This is a genomic window from Leisingera sp. M527, from assembly GCF_025141525.1.
Lineage (GTDB): Bacteria > Pseudomonadota > Alphaproteobacteria > Rhodobacterales > Rhodobacteraceae > Leisingera.
Genome location: NZ_CP081042.1, coordinates 45,031 through 61,419, shown reverse-complemented (window position 1 = coordinate 61,419; position 16,389 = coordinate 45,031). Strand labels below are relative to the sequence as shown.

Genomic DNA, 16,389 nt, shown 5'->3' with positions numbered 1-16,389 from the left:
CCCAGACGGACTTATCCTACGGGCTCTGTGAGGGGTATGCCAAGAGCGGTGTAGCGGTTCAGCACCGCGATCCGGATCTGGAGTTCAGCGACCTGTCGGTCGAAGTCCCGTGCCATGATGCCTTGACCAAGGCGTTTGACGCAGTTCATCCACTGACCGGCAGTGCATTGCACAGCAATGTCACGAAAGGTTTCGTTTCGGCGCGGCTTCGGCGGTGATAGCCGGTCAACTTTCGCCAGAGTGCCCGTCCAAGATATTTGCAGGCCCTCACAGCTTCGTTTCGCGCGATAGCTCCCGCCGTGGCAGGCTTCCAAAGTTGGGCATTCTTACGCGGCGGGAGCGAGCCATTGATGCGCCACTGGTTCCAGCACAATGGCGAGCGGCGGCGGCTCCGCGAGCGGCAATCACATTGTGGCATCTGCGCGTGTCATAAGCCCCATCCACTGCCCGGCAGGCGCATCCGCAGGATGCTGCCGGGAGGGGGCGGTGACCGTGGCAATCTCCTGGCCGGGCGGGATCTGGTTAAGGAGGCCGGGCAGAATTGGAGCGTCCTTTGCCCGGCAGGCGATTTCTGCAGAAATCTGCCGAGAGGGGCCGACATTGCTTGCCGTGACGCCAACCGCGCGGATCTCCAGTGTTTCTTCATCCATACCGGGATGGAGCTTGCGCCAAAGGCGCTTCTTTGGCCCGCCCGCTGCCCGGCAGCACATGCATGGCATGTGCGAGAGGGGGCTTACGGGCGTTCCACTCTCCTTCACCTTCCGCTTTGATCCCGGTCGCGTCGATCAGCAGGTGCAAAGAACCCGCCCCTCCGCGATAGGGGATGGCCACGCTCAACGTCTTTTGGCCCCTCTCGGCAGATTTGCGATGCAATTCGCCTGCCGGGCAATGGACGGCACAGAGTGCTGAAGTTCGGTATTTTCCAGTCAAAGCCTGCCAGCCGCAACAAGCTTTCGACGAAGCCGCCTCGCCATGGTCTCTCGGACCAGTGGCGTTCCCATGGCTCGATCTGGCGAAGGGGCATGCCGAATAGTACCTTCATCGTGAGACAAACCTGAATTGCCGCGTCGCTGAACTCGCGCTGACGACCGCGCTTGCCGGTCGACGGGGCATACCATTCCATATCAGGATCAAACCAGATCAATAGCGAACCGCGCTGCCTCAGCGCCGTGTTGTACGAAGGCCAGTTCCTGGTCTTGTACGTCGTAGGGGACCAACTGCTCATGCGCCGTTGCTACCCCACTGGATTCAAACAGGGAATCCCTCACGCCGTTTGTGCAACAAAGCCCCGCTAACTGCATTATTGTGCGGCAGGAAAACCGCATGCCCTTTGGAAACCGTTGCATTGTGACCTCGTTCACAGGAAAGTTCCTGCAACTGGGATATAGGCCGCAAATTCCCCGGCAGACCGGCCCACCGGCTGATCTGCGGGCTGGTTGCGCGACCGGGCGTGGCAGCGAACAAGACAATGATGCGGACAGGCGGCAAAACCGCCCGGAAGGAGTGACTAGAATGCGTTGGAGCAGATCCCTTGCCCTTGCGGGCGGTATTGCCGCCCTATCCGCGGCCGCCGCGGCCCAGGAATCGCTGAAACCCGTGAAACTGCTGCAAACCTCATCGGATTCCCTGCTGCTGGAACGGCAGTTCTTCGGCCAGGTTGCCGCCAAACAGACGGTTGATCTGGCCTTTCAGGTCAGCGGGCAGATCCTGAAATTCCCGGTCACCGAAGGCGGCTCTGTCGCGCAGGGCGGCTTGATTGCCGAACTGGACCTTGAGCCGTTCGAACTGCAGCTGGAACAGGCGCAGCTGCGCAAGCAACAGGCCGACCGAACGGTGGTGCGGCTGGAAAAGCTGAGCGGCACCGTCAGCCAGGTCTCGATTGACGACGCCGAGACCGAGGCGGGCCTGGCCCGTGTCGCCCTGCGGGATGCCGACTATGCGCTTGGCCATGCAACCCTGAATGCTCCGTTTGATGCGCTGGTCTCCAGCCGCGAAGTGGAGCAATTCACCACCATCTCCGCCGGCACCCCGGTTGTGCGGCTGCACGACATGTCCGAACTGCACATCAAGGTGGACGTGCCCGAGGTTCTGTTCCAGCAGGCCGATCAAAGCGATGTGCTGACGATTGTGGCCAATTTCCCCGGCCAGGACACAGACTATCCGCTGGAAATCCTGGAATTCGACGCCGAGGCCAGCAGCGTTGGCCAGACCTACCGGGTGACCTTCCGCCTGACCCCGCCCGACGACCGCCAGATCCTGCCCGGCGCCTCGGCCACGGTGAATGTGCGCGTTGATACCGGCGATACCGCGATCCGGGTGCCCGGCACGGCGCTGATTGCCGCCGCCGATGGCAGCACCGGGGTGATGGTGTTTGCCCCGGCAGGCGCCGAAGACGGCACCGTCACCTGGACCCCGGTAAAGGTCGAAGCGACCCAGAACGGCGACTTCCGCATCGCGGAGGGCCTCAAAGGCGGCGAAGAGATCGTGCTGACCGGCGGCACCGCGCTGGAAGACGGCCAGCAGGTCAGCCGTTTCACCGGCTTCGGCAACTGAGGGCGGGCGCATGGACATTGCACGCGGGTCGATCAACCGGCCGCTTTACACCTGGCTCATCATGCTCGCCGCCTTGTTCGGCGGGATCTGGGGCTTTCTGAACCTTGGCCGCCTGGAAGACCCGGCCTTTACCATCAAATCCGCGGTCATCGCGACCCAGTACCCCGGCGCCAGCAGTGCCCAGGTGGCGCTGGAGGTCTCGGAACCGCTGGAATCCGCGATCCAGAAAATGGGCGAGGTGAAACGGATCACCTCGGTGAACCGGCCCGGCTCTTCGCTGATCGAAGTGGAGATGCAGGACACTTACGACGGCACCGAGCTGCCGGCGATCTGGACCAAACTGCGCGCCGAAGTCCGTGATGCGGCCCGCGCCCTGCCTGAAGGCGTCAGCCAGCCATACGTCAATGACGGTTTTGGCGATGTGTTCGGCCTGTTCTACGCGGTCACCGCCGAGGGCTACAGCGACGCCGAAAAACACGAGCTGGCCACCTACCTGCGGCGCGAGCTGCTGACAGTGGACGGCGTGGCCGATGTAGAGATCACAGGGCTGCCGCCAGAGGCGGTCTTTGTCGAACCCAAAATGGCGATTGCGGTCAATCAAAACATCCCGATCGACGCTATCAGCAGCGCTTTGGCCAATGCCAACTCTGTCCGGCCCTCCGGCAGTCTTGAGGCAGGCGCCGCGGACACCCGGCTCAGCGCCCCGGAAGGCTCGGACTCGGTCACTGAAATTGCAGGCCTCACCATCGGCTCGCAGGGCGAAGTGGTCAATGTCATCGACATGGCCGACGTACACCGCGGCCGCATCAGCGACCCGGACCTGCTGATCCGCTTTGACGGGGTTGAGGCCTTTACCCTTGGCATTGCCGGCCTTGCCACCGAAAACATCGTCGAAGTGGGGCAAAACGTCGACGCCAAACTGGCCGCATTGGACAGCCGGATCCCCTATGGCGTGGACCTGAAACCGATCTACCAGCAGCATGTGGTGGTTGAGCAGGCCTCGAACGACTTCCTGGTCAACCTGGCGATGTCGGTCAGCATTGTTGTTGTGGTTCTGGCCCTGTTCATGGGCTGGCGCGCCGCCGTGGTGGTGGGCTCGACCTTGCTTCTGACCGTGGTCGGCACCCTGTTCTTCATGAACATGTTCTCAATCGAGATGGAACGGATTTCACTCGGTGCGCTGATTATCGCCATGGGAATGCTGGTGGACAACGCCATTGTGGTTGCCGAGGGGATGCAGATCTCCATGCAGCGCGGCAAAACCTCGCGCGAGGCCGCGCATGATGCCGCCTCGAAAACCCAGATCCCGCTCTTGGGCGCTACCGTCATCGGCATCATGGCCTTTGCCGGCATCGGCCTCAGCCCTGATTCAACGGGTGAATTCCTGTTCTCGCTGTTTGCCGTCATCGCGATCTCATTGCTGCTCAGCTGGCTTTTGGCGCTGACCGCAACGCCGCTGCTGGGCCACTATTTCTTCAAACAAGGCAAGGACGGCGGCAGCGATGCCTACGGCGGCCTCCTGTTCCGCACCTATGGCAAGATCCTGGCGGCGGCGCTGAAACTGCGCTGGCTGGTGGTGGCCGGGCTGGCGGGCATCACCGTGATCTGTTTCATCGGCTTCGGTCAGGTGAAACAGCAGTTCTTCCCGGACTCCAACACGCCGCTGTTCTTTGTCCACTACAAGCTGCCGCAGGGCACCTCGATCCAGACGACATCCAAGCACCTGAAAGTGTTCGAGGACTGGCTGGGCGAACGCGACGACGTGGTCTCGGTTGCCTCCTTCACCGGCCAGGGCGCCACCCGCTTCATGCTGACCTACTCGGCCGAAAAGCCGAACCCCAGCTATGGCCATCTGATCATCCGCACCGAAACCCTGGATGCGATCCCGCCGCTGCAGGCCGAACTCGAAGCATTCGGCCAGGCGCAGTTCCCCGAGGGCGAATTCCGCACCAAGCGGCTGGTGTTCGGCCCCGGCGGCGGCGATCCGATTCAGGTGCGCTTTTCCGGCCCCGACCCCCGCGTGCTGCGCAGACTGGGCGAGGAAGCCGTTCAGCGGCTTGAAGCGGCCTCTGCCAATATCCTGACCCCGCGCCACGACTGGCGCGAGCAGGAACCCGTGCTGAAACCGGTCTATGCCAACGACCGGGCGCAAACCGCCGGCGTCACCCGCGAAAACATCGCCGATGCGCTGCAGTTTTCCACCGACGGGCTGCAAATGGGGGTGTTCCGCGAACGCGACCGGCTGATCCCCATCGTCGTGCGCCGCGCGCCGCAGGATCCCTACAACATCTATGATCAGGTGGTCTTCTCTTCTTCGGCCGGCAAGTTCGTGCCGCTGGAACAGATGATCGACGGCGTTGATGTGGTCATGGAAAACACCTTGGTGCACCGCCGCGACCGGCTGCCGACCCTGACCGTCGGCGCCGACATCCCGCCGGAGCTGACCGCCGCCACCGTCTTTGCCGAGGTGCAGGAAACCATCGAGGCGATGGACATCCCGCCCGGCTACCTGATGGAATGGGGCGGCGAGCATGAAAGCTCGGGCGATGCGAATGAGTCCCTGGGCAAGCAGCTGCCGGTCACGCTGCTGATCATGGTGCTGATCTCGGTGCTTTTGTTCAACGCGATCCGCCAGCCGGTGATCATCTGGCTGTTGGTGCCGATGTCCGTGAACGGCGTGGTGATCGGGCTTCTGGGCACCGGCTTCCCCTTCACTTTCACCGCCCTTCTGGGTCTGCTCAGCCTGTCGGGGATGCTGATCAAAAACGGCATTGTCCTGGTCGAGGAAATCGACCTGGTGCGCGAAACCGGCCTGCCCCTGCGCGAAGCCATCGTCGAGGCGTCAGTGTCGCGTCTGCGCCCGGTGATGCTGGCGGCGGTGACCACGATCCTTGGCATGGCGCCGCTCCTGACCGACGCCTTCTTTGTGTCGATGGCAATCACCATCATGGGCGGCCTGGCCTTTGCCACGGTGCTTACCCTGGTGGCCGCGCCGGTGTTCTACCTGATCTTCTTCCGGCGGGTAGAGAAACAGGAAATGGCGGGGGTTTAACCCTCCGCCATCTGCAAACCGGGGTCAGGCCCGCCGCCTGATCCTGCCGGGCCGCTTCCCTTAAGCGGCCCGCCCTACCCTGCCAGATCCTCCAGCGCGCCGGGGATCAGCTCTTCCCAGAATTGCGCCATCTCACCGGCCAGCAGCGCCGCCGCCCAGCCGCGGTTGCGGAACTCCTCGCGGTCGATCTCTGTTTCCAGGCGGCTCAGGAACAGCCGCTTGTCCGCATCTCTCTGCGTCGGTGAACGTCCGGCGGCCAGATCCCGGATCCGCTCCAGCCGCTGCGCCCTCAGCGACCGCTCCCGCGCCTTGACTGCGTCCTCTGCTGCCGCAAGCCGGGCCGCCTCGGCCTCTGCCGCACGGCGCGCCTCAGCCGCCGCCAGAACCTCGGGCGAAACCTCTTTCACTGCCTCGGCCGGCACGTCCTTGTAATCGTCCCGCAAGGCCGCGCTCAGATAGCGCACCGGGCTGTCCACGCCCTTCTTACCCTTCAGATAGCCGACCTTTTCGGCCACGTAATCTTCGCCGTGCTCGGCGATCCACTGCCGCGCCAGCCGGTCGCTGACGCCCAGGCCGATCAGCTGGGAATACACCGCCCCCTGCCGCACCCCTGCCCCGTCATCAATGTCCAGCATCGCCAGCTGCGGGTTCTCCTTGATCAGGAACCGCACCTCGGCCACCTGCCGCCCCATCTTCTTGAACTCCGGCGTCAAAAGGATGTTCGAGGTCTTGTTCACCTCCGCCACCGCCGGCTTGATGATCTTGGCATTCAGATGCTTGAAGCTCTCGTAATAGGCGCTGCCATCCACCCCCATCAGGCGCCGGAATAGCGCGATTTCCCACCAGCCCGTCGACCCCGTGCGCACAAAACGGTAGCAGTTTTCATAAAGCGCCAGCGCATGGCCGGAGGTGAACCGGCGCTGGATGTTCAGATTGATCAGCGCAAAGACCTTGGGGTCATGCAGCTTCTCCGCCAGCGCCGGAGAATAGGCATATTCGCACACACCCCCCGACAGCTTGGCATAAGACAGCAAGGAACTGACCCCCCATTCCTGCCGCCCCTGCTCATCCAGCATATCCCATTCCGCCACCGTCTCCGCCAGGCTGCGCAGCGACTGCTTCAGCGTCTCCATATCATTGGAGTTATAGCCCACCATCATGCACAGCGTCTGCGCGTCGATCTGATGCTTGGGTTTTGTGATCAGCGTGTCATAGGCATTCAGCAGCAGCACATTCGACAGTTTGCGCTGCAGCAGCGTCAGCTTGCCCGAGACATGAATGGCCGCCACATTCTTCTTCACCGACCCGCGGCGCAGCGGGCCAGTCAGCTTGTTGTGCGGGATGTCTTTGGCGTCCATCGCCCTGCCCTCCTGTCCCCGTGCCGGTCTTTGCGACTCTCCGGGGCCTGCCTTGGCGGTACTATGGCTTAAAAGGAACCCGCGCTCAATCCTGCATTGGGGACCCATTTACGGGAAAGCCTCGTCCCGCAAACGGGTACCTTTATCCTGTCTCTCCGGATTCAGGCGCCATTCAGCGCTGGTTTCCCCGGTTTTCCGGCTAATATGGATCCTGAAACCGCCTGATTTGCGGTCTGCGAGTCGCGGGTGCCTGTCTTCCTGCGAATCGGGGCCCTTGCTCCCGCAGACGGGTACCAATGCTCCTGCAAACGGGTTCCTTTAATACTGGATACAGGTCCCCAAACATATGTAAGCATCTGATATACCGAAACTTACTGACCCCAAAGACTCTAAACTGAATCAAAGATTCACAACATTTCAATCTGTTTGTGCCATTATGAATATTGGGGAAAAGACTCATATATTCCGCGGGATACGGACGGCGGCGGAAAACAGATGCGTTGCTAGAATATGATTCACACTCTCTCCAGGATGTGCCACAAAAGCGGTGATAACACGCCAAACAGGCGATATACCCGAGGCACCCGTCACATGGCAAAGAAACCCGACACCCCCCTGCCCCCCTATTTCAACCTCGACCCCGAGGCTGCCGCCGCCAAACTGGGCGAGCTTGTCGACACCGCCCGGTTCGCCAAGGCTGCCGCCTTTGCCGGCCGAGGGCGCGATGACTTGGCCAAACGCGGCTACGCCCCGGACGGGCGCAAACGCCTGCGCAGTTTTTCAACGTGGGAGGTCTGCCGCTACCTGATCCCGGTCGCCCCCGCCCACCTGCGCCGGGTGCTGAACAAGAACCCGGACCTGCCCCAGGGCGAGGGCGCCAGCGGCTCGCGCTGGTTCACCCTGGAAGATGTGCTGAAGCTGCGCGACCATTTCGCCGAAGAAGGCATCAGCACCAAGGAATACCGCCCCTACCGCCCCGAAGGCTTGCCCGCCAAGGTCGTGGCCGTGGCCAACTTCAAGGGCGGCGTCGGCAAGACCTCCACCGCAGCGCATCTGGCAATGTCGGCAGCACTTGACGGTTACAAGGTGCTGGTGGTCGATCTGGACAGCCAGGGATCGATGACCTCGATCATGGGCGGCCAGGTGGCCGACGAATGGCAAACCGTTTTCCCGCTGCTGGCCCGCGACTATGCCGAGGCTGTGGAGGCTGAAAACAAGGTCCGCGCCGCCTCCGGCCTCGATCCCATTCCGCTGGACGAAACCCTGACCGAAGCGCGGGAGGTTTCGCTGCGAAACGTGGTGCAGAAAACCCACTGGCCCAACATCGACCTCATTGGCGCCCAGCTGAACCTTTACTGGGCTGAATTCCAGATCCCGGTCTGGCGCATGGGGCTGCGCAATTGGGCGCTGTGGGACGCGCTGACCAACGCTTTGGATCAGGGCGGCGCGCTGGATGACTATGACATCGTCCTGCTGGATACCCCCCCTGCCCTCGGCTACCTGACCATCAACGCGCTGGCTGCCGCCGACATCCTGATGGTGCCGCTTGGCGCGTCCTTCCTTGAGTTCGACTCCACGGGCCGGTTCTTCGACATGCTCTATTCCACTTTCGCCTCGATCGAGGACGGTGAAAATGCCGGCCGCCGCCGCGCCGGGCTGCCGGAGATGAAGTTCGAATGGGATGTGGTGCGCGCCCTGATCACCCGTTTTGACGCCAGCCAGCAGACCGATCTGGCCAATGTGATCCAGGCCTATTTCGGCGACATGATGAACGCCTACCGGCAGGACTACACCGCCATGGTCGGCCAGGCCGGCGAAAGTGTTTCCGGCATCTACGAGGCGGATTACCGCAACTTCAACCGCGATACTTATGTGCGCGGCCGCGAGGTGTTCGACCGCACCTATGCGGAGTTCAAGGAACTGCTGATCGGCAGCTGGTGGCGCGATCAGCAGATGCAGCAGGCAGAAGGCAACACCGAGGAGAGCGAAGATGGCCAGACGCAGACAGCTTGAGACCCCCTCGCCTGAGGCACTGAAAGAGATCGAAGCCGGCATTGACCGCGATCTGTCGCGCGGCCCGGGCCTGCGGCCTCCGATTGCCGATGTGGTTGCCGATGCCGCCCGCCACGCGGACCCGATGCCGCAGGCCGACCGCGAGGCAGCAGCCCGTGATAAGGCAGACGCCGAACGCCTGCGCGACGCGACCAGCAAAGGGCTGGTGGCGGTGGAAATCCCGCTGGAAGAGATCACCGCAGACGCCCTGAACCGCGACCGGATCGTGCTGGACGAGGAGGAGATGCAGGAGCTGATGACCTCGATCTCGGTCAATGGGCTGCGCTTGCCGATCGAGGTGTTCGAGCCGCTCAACCCCGAGGACGCGGGCAAATACGCGCTGGTCTCCGGATACCGCCGCCTGACAGCCCTGCGCCGCTTGAACGGGCTGAGCGGCGGCGAACGGTTCCAGACCATCCCGGCGTTCATCCGCGAGCCCGGCAGCCTTGCAAATGCGCTGGTCTCGATGATCGAGGAAAACGAAATCCGCTCGGGCCTCAGCCAGTACGAACGGGGCAGGGCGGCGGCCTCGGCGGTGCATGACGGGGTGTTCCCGACGGTGGACGAGGCGGTTGCGGTGCTGTTCCAGAACGCCTCCAAGGCCAAGCGCTCCAAGATCCGCTCTTTTGCCCTGATCCACGAGGAACTGGGCGATATGCTGTCCCATGCAACCGGCCTCAATGAACGCCAATGCCTGCGTCTGGCCGCCGCCTTGCGGAACGGTTGGGCGGAACGGTTGCGGACCGCGCTGGAGCGGGCAGAGGGGCGCTCGGCGGCTGAGGAATGGGAGGCCATGCTGCCGATGGTTGAGGACGCTGAAGGCGCCCCGCAGGACACCAGCCGGGGGGGGCGCCCCAAGACCGCGCAAAAGGTGGAGCGCACCCGCAGGACCCGTGTTGCCAGCGGCATTACGATCGAACGCGAATACGGGCCCGGCGGCTATGCCATCCGGTTCTCCGGCGGCGAAGTGACGGCTGAACTGGTTGATGCGGTCATGGACAATGTGCGCCACCTGCTGGAGCACGGTGGATAGAGCAGGGCGCCGGTTCCTGGTTTCGCAGCGAAACCCCGGTCCTGGCAGGACCGGGGTTTTTCCGTTCCGCTATGTCTTTTGCAAATCCGGCTGCCGGGTAACTCGGCAGGTTTCGCAGCGAAACCTGTGCCGGGTCATCCAGGCATCCGTTCGGCCCACAAGAGCGGCGTGTCGAAGTTATACATCACCAGCTGCCCGTCCCCGGTCAGCTCCATCCGGTTGACCAGCCCGACCTGTTGCAGGAAATCCCGCTCGGCGATCATCGCTGTTTCGCCGCACAGCCCGCCGCCGATCTGAAGCGGTGAAAACATGATGTTCTGCATGTTTGGCCCGAAGGTTGTGGTGAAACTTCTGCAGGGGCTGGAGCCGTAAAGCGTGCCGCCGTCGAAATCAAACCGCAGGTCATCGAACTGCGCCAGATCAACGCCCTGGACCTTTTGCACAATCCAGGCGCCGTCAAAGCTTTCTGCCGTGGTTGAAGCCATTGAAATCTCTCCGTTGTGTCCGGTCGCGGTGTCAGAGGCAAATGAACACACCGCCAGCCCGCCGCCGCACAGGCCTGCAAGCACCGCAATCATTGCGGCCCGCGCCGGGCGCAATCCCGTCACTCGGCTGAATCGGCTGGCTGGAAAGTCATCAGCGTCCCACCTTGATGCATGTACCGACCGAGTGTGCGCAGCCGGAGGCAATTGACAAGAAAAAAATCTTGCTGGAATCCGGGTTCCATGCGACGCTTGAGGGTGATCGGGGCTAACGCTCTATTTTTAAACAGTTTTTTAACTCAGGAGCTGCCCATGCCTCTTGATGGATCTGCCGCAAAAGAAATCAAGCAACAGATGGCGATTGCGAAGAAGCGCGCGCTGTCCTTCGGATTGTGCTTTGGCAAGAAAATCGAAAACTCGATCTTTCTCACCCATAAGACCAAGGCCGCCAAGGTCCTGGGCAAACAGGCCAAGTCCGACGGCGAGACGCCGCAGTTCACCTTTGGGACGCTGACGCTGGACGGCAAGGAACTGTCGCTGTCAGTCGAGGGCAAGATCGTGCCGGGCATGGCGCGCAAGGCCAAGAAGATGTTCATGGTGGTGGGGCTGAAATACAAGATCCTCATTCTGGACCCCAGCGGAAATGTCGTCGAGTCAGAGGAGGATGACGACGGCGAGGAGGCCGCGGATGACGGCCCGCAGGCGGCTCCGGCGGCCAGCGGCGATACCGTCACCGAGGATCCGGCAGATGCGCCGGCAGCGCCCTCGGCGGAACCGGATCCGGCGGAGGCCAAATGGAAAACCGCATCCGCCAAGGTTGAGGCCAACCTGGCCAAGCTCCGCGATATTGCCGGCATTGATCTGTCCAAGGCAGATGCGTTGTGGAAGGCCATTCAGGCCAAGGCAGAGGGCAGCGGCTATGCGGCGGCGCTGGAGCATGTGGCGAAGCTGTCCGCCGAAATGAAGACCGCGGCCCAGGACGCTGCGGCCCGGGCCAAGCGGCAAACCCTGCTGGAAGGCAAATGGCAGCAGGCCGCGGGCAAGCTGGAGCCGCTGATCACCGAGGTTCTGGCGCTCAACACACCGCAGTCGGCAAAAATCGAAAACGTCTGGACGCAGATCAAGGCCCGGGTGGCGGCCACGCCGCCGGATTATGAAGGCGCGCTCAAGGCGGTCGGGCCGTTGGCCCAGGCTATTTCCAAGGCCCGCAAAGCCGCGGCTGAAACTGCCGAAGACGACGCGGCACCGGCCAGTGCCGAAGCCGCATCGGCAGGGGAGGGGGATACCGTCACCACCGCCAAACCCGACGCCCCGGCCAAGGCGCCGGAACAGGCTGCACCGCCTTCGGATGACGCCGGCGGCGATACGGCTGAGGCCGATCTGGCAGACCAGATCGCCCGGATCGAGGCAGCACTGAAGGCGTTGCGCGACGGGCCGGTCAAGACCTACAACACCCTGGTGCCCGAGGCCGTCAGCCAGACCCCGGACAAGTGGAAGGCTGCACTGGATAAGGTCGAAGCACTGGCCGCCCAGGCCAAGGCAAAACCCGAAGATGCCAATGGCGCCAAACTGGAGGCCGGGGAAAAGGCGCTGGATGCGTTGGAAAAGGCGGTTGCCGCCGACACCGGCGCCAAGACCGCTTTTCAGAAAGCGCTGGAGATTTTCGATCTGCGGCTGGTGCCCTTGACCAGCCACCCCAAGGCTGCGGCGCCCGAGATTGCGCCGGAAATCACCCGGATCAACGGGCTGCGCACGGCTGCAGTCGATAAGGCCAAGGCCCATGATCTGAAAACCGCCACGGATGACCTGGCCGCCGCAGAGGCTGAAATTGCCAAAGCCGAGATTCTGGCCGATGACTTTGCGCATTTCATGGCGCTTGACCCGGACCGCAAGGCACTGGCTGATGCGGCCCGCGGGGTCTCGGTCGGCGATCCGGCGATAGATGACGCGGCGCGCGAGATGGAGCGTCTGTATGATGCGGCGCAGGTGGACAAGGCTGCGAAGAAATTCAAAGACGGCATCAAAAAGCTTGACGAGGTTGCCACGGTTCATGGCAAGACCGCCAAGGTGCGCAAGCAGCGGACAACCTATGAAACCCAGCGTCCGAATGCCAAGACCTGGGTCGACAGCTGGGCTGGATTGGCGGCTGCAATCAAAACGCTGCTGACGGACAAGCTGGACGAGGCAAACGGCTATTACACCGATTCAGACGTGGCCACGACCAAGGACTATGGCGAGTCCCTGAAGAAGCTCGGCAAATTCTGGAGCGTGCGGCCCTTTATCGAAAAAGAAATCCCGGTGGTTCAGCAATATGCGCCCAAGCTGACCGCTTTTAAGGCCAAGCTGAAGGACTTCAAGGACCACGACGGCGCCTCGGGCATTCAGGTTATCATATTGAAAATGGAGGCGGATCTTGCTTCGGCCACGTCTGAAGCAACTTTGCACAAATACTCCACCGCGCTGACCCTGCTGGATGCGACCCAGGGCGATTGGCCCGCGGCCACGGCCCAGGCGGATGCCTGCAAGGCCTATAAGGACAAACGGGTGGCGGTTCAGGGCAAGATCGATCCCCTGAAGAATGTGGCCCAGGCGGCCCCGATGCTGGAGGATGCCAAGGCGCTGATGGCCGAGGCGGCGGCAGCGGCGCTGAAGCTGGATTTCACCACGGCAAACACCTGCGTGGCGGACGCGGAGAAACGGGTGGACAGCGCCAAGGCGGCGGCGGAAGCCGCGGTCGAGCTGGACGGGATGACCGATACGGCAGCGCTTGATGATCTGAAAAAGAAATGGGACCCGGCGTTCAAGGTCTTTACCGATATCCGCGACAAGGTTGTTGCGGCGGATGCGGGCAATGATTTCACCGCGCTGATCGCCAAGGCGCAACTGCCCGCGGCAGAAGCGGAAAAGGCCAAGACGGCCAAGAAATACGATGATGCCAGGGCGCACCTGGACAGCGCCATTGCAAACCTGAAGATGGCGATGGTGCTGGTTCATCAGCATCGCGCCTATGGCGAGCTGAAGACCTCGCTGGCGGCACAGGCCGCTGCATTGGCGCCGCTGAACGATGCCAATTGCCTGCAGCCGCATCTGGATGACATCACCCGGCTGACCGGCGAGGCGGATGATCTGATCAAGCCTGAGGGTTATGATTACAAGGGGGCGGAGGCCAAAATCGCGGCGGCGCGCAAGATGGCCGAGCAGGCCCGCGCCGACGGCGAGCTGTACAAGGCCATCAAGGCGGACCGGGCCAAGGCCACCGCAGTGATTGCCAAGATCACCACCGAAGGCGGCGCGGTTGAGACCCAGCTGACCCATCGCAAGACCGAAATCCAGGACTTGCTGGATGAAAGCACCACCAAGCAGACCGCGCGGGATTTCCAAGGCGCTGCGGACAAGGCCAAGGCTGCCGCGGGCTGGGAAAAAGCCACGGATGAAGATCTGAAGACGCTGAAGACGGTGCTGGGCTGGGAAAACCAGTATTTCGTTGTGCCCCGTGCGGCGCTGATCGGGCCGGGCAACGAGGCCGGCGTGCATCAGATTGCGCGGGCGGATGCGGACTACGCCAAATACGAGGCGGCAAAGGCGGCGCATACCTACACGGCTGCCAAGGGCATGTTCGAGAAGGCCTATCAGAAAATCACCGCGTGCCAGCGGCTGATTGCGGCAGCGGCCCCGTATAATCAGGCTGTCACCGACGCGCAGGCGGCGGTGGATGCGCTGGCGCCGGAAAGCAACGATGCCACCAAGGACCGGATCAAGGCGTTGGCGGACCGGTTGACCGCGGCCAAGCTGGATACAACCAGGACCGATCTGGGCGAGAACGATTATACCCAGGCGATCAAGCTGCTGAAGCAGATCACCGATGATGCCAAGGCGCTGCTGCCCTCGATCCAGGGCTCGTCCGCCTATGAACCCGCGCGGGCCGCGGCGGAGGCCAAGCTGGCAGAGGCAAAAGCCCATAAGCAGGCTGATGCAATCGCGGCGCAGCTGACCCGGCTGTCCGCAAAATACGATAATCTGGTGAAACTGGCGCCAAGCGATTATGCCTCGGCCAAGACCATGGCCGAAGAGGTGACGGCCTCGGCTGAAGAGGCGATCAGCTCGGCCAATACCCATGGTATTCTTGAGGCGGTGAATTCAGCCATTGGCGGCGATGAGGACAGCGCCCCCTGGTGGCCGCAGGTGCAGGCGGCGAAACTGTCGATCAAGGTGGTCGGAAGCCGTGAAAACGCTGCGGTGGCCAAGCCGCATCTGGATACTGCCAATGCCGAGATTGAAAACTGCGGCAAGGACGGGCTGGACGCCAAAACCGCCAAGGGCCATCTGCTGGCCGCATTGGAAGCCTGCAACACGGCGGATGAGGTGATCTCGCAATATGCGTTCATCGAACAGGAAATCACCCGTGCCCGGGCGGCTTTGACTCCGGTTACCGGTCACGGCGAAGCGGCCTATGTGAAGGATGAGACCGACGCGGTTGAAAAACTGCTGGCTGATGCCGAAGCCGCCGCCAAGGGCGGGCAGAATTACGCCAAGGTCAGTGCGGACATCGAGGCGGCGATTGCCCAGACCAAGGCCGCACTGGAGATGGCGGAGCAGCACAAGGCATACAAGGACCTGCGCGTCAAACCGGAGGTGGAGCCGCGGCTGGCTGTGCTGGAAGGGCATGAGCACCGCTATGCCATCAAGCCCAGCATCGACACCATGCGTAAGAAACTGGCCGATGCCGCTGCGGCTGTGGCGGGCAAGAAACCGGGAGAGGCCATTACACTGCTGGAAGAGGCGCGCGCCATCGGCACCAGCGCCTTTGTGATGGCGGAAATGCGGGCCAACACGCCGCCCACGGACAAGGACATCAAGGAAATCCTGTCGCGCCCCAATGGTACCGATGAGCTGGACGCGATGATCGACAACCTGGAGCCCGAGGCGCAACGGGCGGTGGTCAAAGTGGCGTTCAAGGCGCGTTTTGGCTGTGATATCAAGAACTTCAATAATGAGAACCTGGCGCCGGCCACGGAAATTGCCGATGCCAATCTGAAGGGGCCGAACATTGTCGCCTTCTACAAGGCGATGCAGGATCTGCCGCTGGATCACACGCTGAACAATGACTCGCTGCAGAAGTTCGCGGTTAATGAAGCTGCGAAAGGCGGCTCAATGTACCAGGGCAATGAGAAGCGGATTGTGATGCATGAAGGCGACGCGGGGGCCTCGCCCAATTATGCCTTTGGCAGCGATGATGCGGTGGGCAGCCTGGATGATGCCGCCACCCCGGAAGAGCGCGCCGAGCTGGAAAAATGCAAACCGGCAAACGAGGAGCCTGTCACGTTTTTCAATTGGAACACCCTGCATGAGGTCGGCCATGCCGTTGACGACAAACAAAGCTTCATGAAAAGCAACGGCGGCAAAAAGGAATACGGCGGCTGGACCGAACACGGCATGGATATCGCTGCCATCGCTGAGAAAATTGCCACCAAATTCAGCTATGACAAGGCCTATGCCACCGAATATATGGCGCATAACAAAGGCGCCCATGTGCCGGACAAGCCGGCCGGTGAGACCTGCACGGACGAGGAATGGGAAAGCCGCCGCATCAAGATGCAGGCGCATATCGACATGGCGTCCGAACCGGCCCAGCCCTGGTCCAGCATGGCAATTGCCAAGAAGATCGAAATCGGCGGTGTCGTGTATCAGGAAAGCTATCCGAACACCTGGAATTCCTATCTGCTGGGCGAGCGGGCCAAGGGGATCACCGGCTATCAGTTCCGCGCGCCGGGGGAATGGTTCTCGGAGCTGTATGCCGCCTATCATTCCGGCAAGCTGAAGCCGAACCACCCGGCGGTCGGCTGGCTGGCCAAACTTTGA

At 62.2% G+C, this 16,389-nt stretch carries 7 protein-coding genes and 1 pseudogene; 5 read left to right on the top strand and 3 right to left on the bottom strand.

The window, feature by feature from the left end; translation table 11 throughout:
• Nucleotides 1–11: 11 nt before the first annotated feature.
• Nucleotides 12–1,225 (bottom strand): annotated as a pseudogene (locus K3555_RS24255) (IS5 family transposase).
• Between the two features lie 287 nt (nucleotides 1,226–1,512).
• Between K3555_RS24255 and K3555_RS24250 the strand changes: the two are divergent.
• Both K3555_RS24250 and K3555_RS24245 read left to right on the top strand, forming a co-directional pair.
• Nucleotides 1,513–2,553, top strand: a complete 1,041-nt coding sequence (locus tag K3555_RS24250; protein WP_260009304.1) for an efflux RND transporter periplasmic adaptor subunit — start codon at nucleotides 1,513–1,515, stop codon at nucleotides 2,551–2,553.
• A gap of 10 nt (nucleotides 2,554–2,563) precedes the next feature.
• Nucleotides 2,564–5,605: an efflux RND transporter permease subunit gene (locus K3555_RS24245; RefSeq protein WP_260009302.1), complete on the top strand. Its 3,042-nt coding sequence runs from the start codon at nucleotides 2,564–2,566 to the stop codon at nucleotides 5,603–5,605.
• 74 nt (nucleotides 5,606–5,679) lie between these two features.
• On the opposite strand, the gene K3555_RS24240 is transcribed toward K3555_RS24245, so the two are convergent.
• Nucleotides 5,680–6,963 carry a replication initiation protein gene (locus tag K3555_RS24240; RefSeq protein WP_260009301.1) on the bottom strand — a complete coding sequence of 428 codons (1,284 nt, stop codon included), beginning with the start codon at nucleotides 6,961–6,963 and terminating at the stop codon, nucleotides 5,680–5,682.
• 591 nt (nucleotides 6,964–7,554) lie between these two features.
• On the opposite strand from K3555_RS24240, the gene K3555_RS24235 reads away from it, so the two are divergent.
• The gene (locus K3555_RS24235; RefSeq protein WP_260009299.1) at nucleotides 7,555–8,976 is read left to right on the top strand and encodes an AAA family ATPase; all 1,422 of its coding nucleotides are present in this window, start codon (nucleotides 7,555–7,557) and stop codon (nucleotides 8,974–8,976) included.
• A complete protein-coding gene (locus K3555_RS24230) occupies nucleotides 8,954–10,048 on the top strand; it encodes a ParB/RepB/Spo0J family partition protein (protein ID WP_260009297.1) in 1,095 nt (364 codons plus the stop codon). Before K3555_RS24235 ends, K3555_RS24230 begins: the two co-directional genes overlap by 23 nt.
• Nucleotides 10,049–10,182: 134 nt before the next feature.
• On the opposite strand, the gene K3555_RS24225 is transcribed toward K3555_RS24230, so the two are convergent.
• On the bottom strand, nucleotides 10,183–10,533 hold the full coding sequence (locus K3555_RS24225) for an META domain-containing protein (protein WP_260009295.1): 351 nt from the start codon (nucleotides 10,531–10,533) through the stop codon (nucleotides 10,183–10,185).
• Nucleotides 10,534–10,842: 309 nt separating this feature from the next.
• Here K3555_RS24225 and K3555_RS24220 point away from each other — a divergent pair, with 309 nt between their 5' ends.
• Entirely contained in the window at nucleotides 10,843–16,389 is a 5,547-nt protein-coding gene (locus tag K3555_RS24220) for a hypothetical protein (protein ID WP_260009293.1), read from the top strand.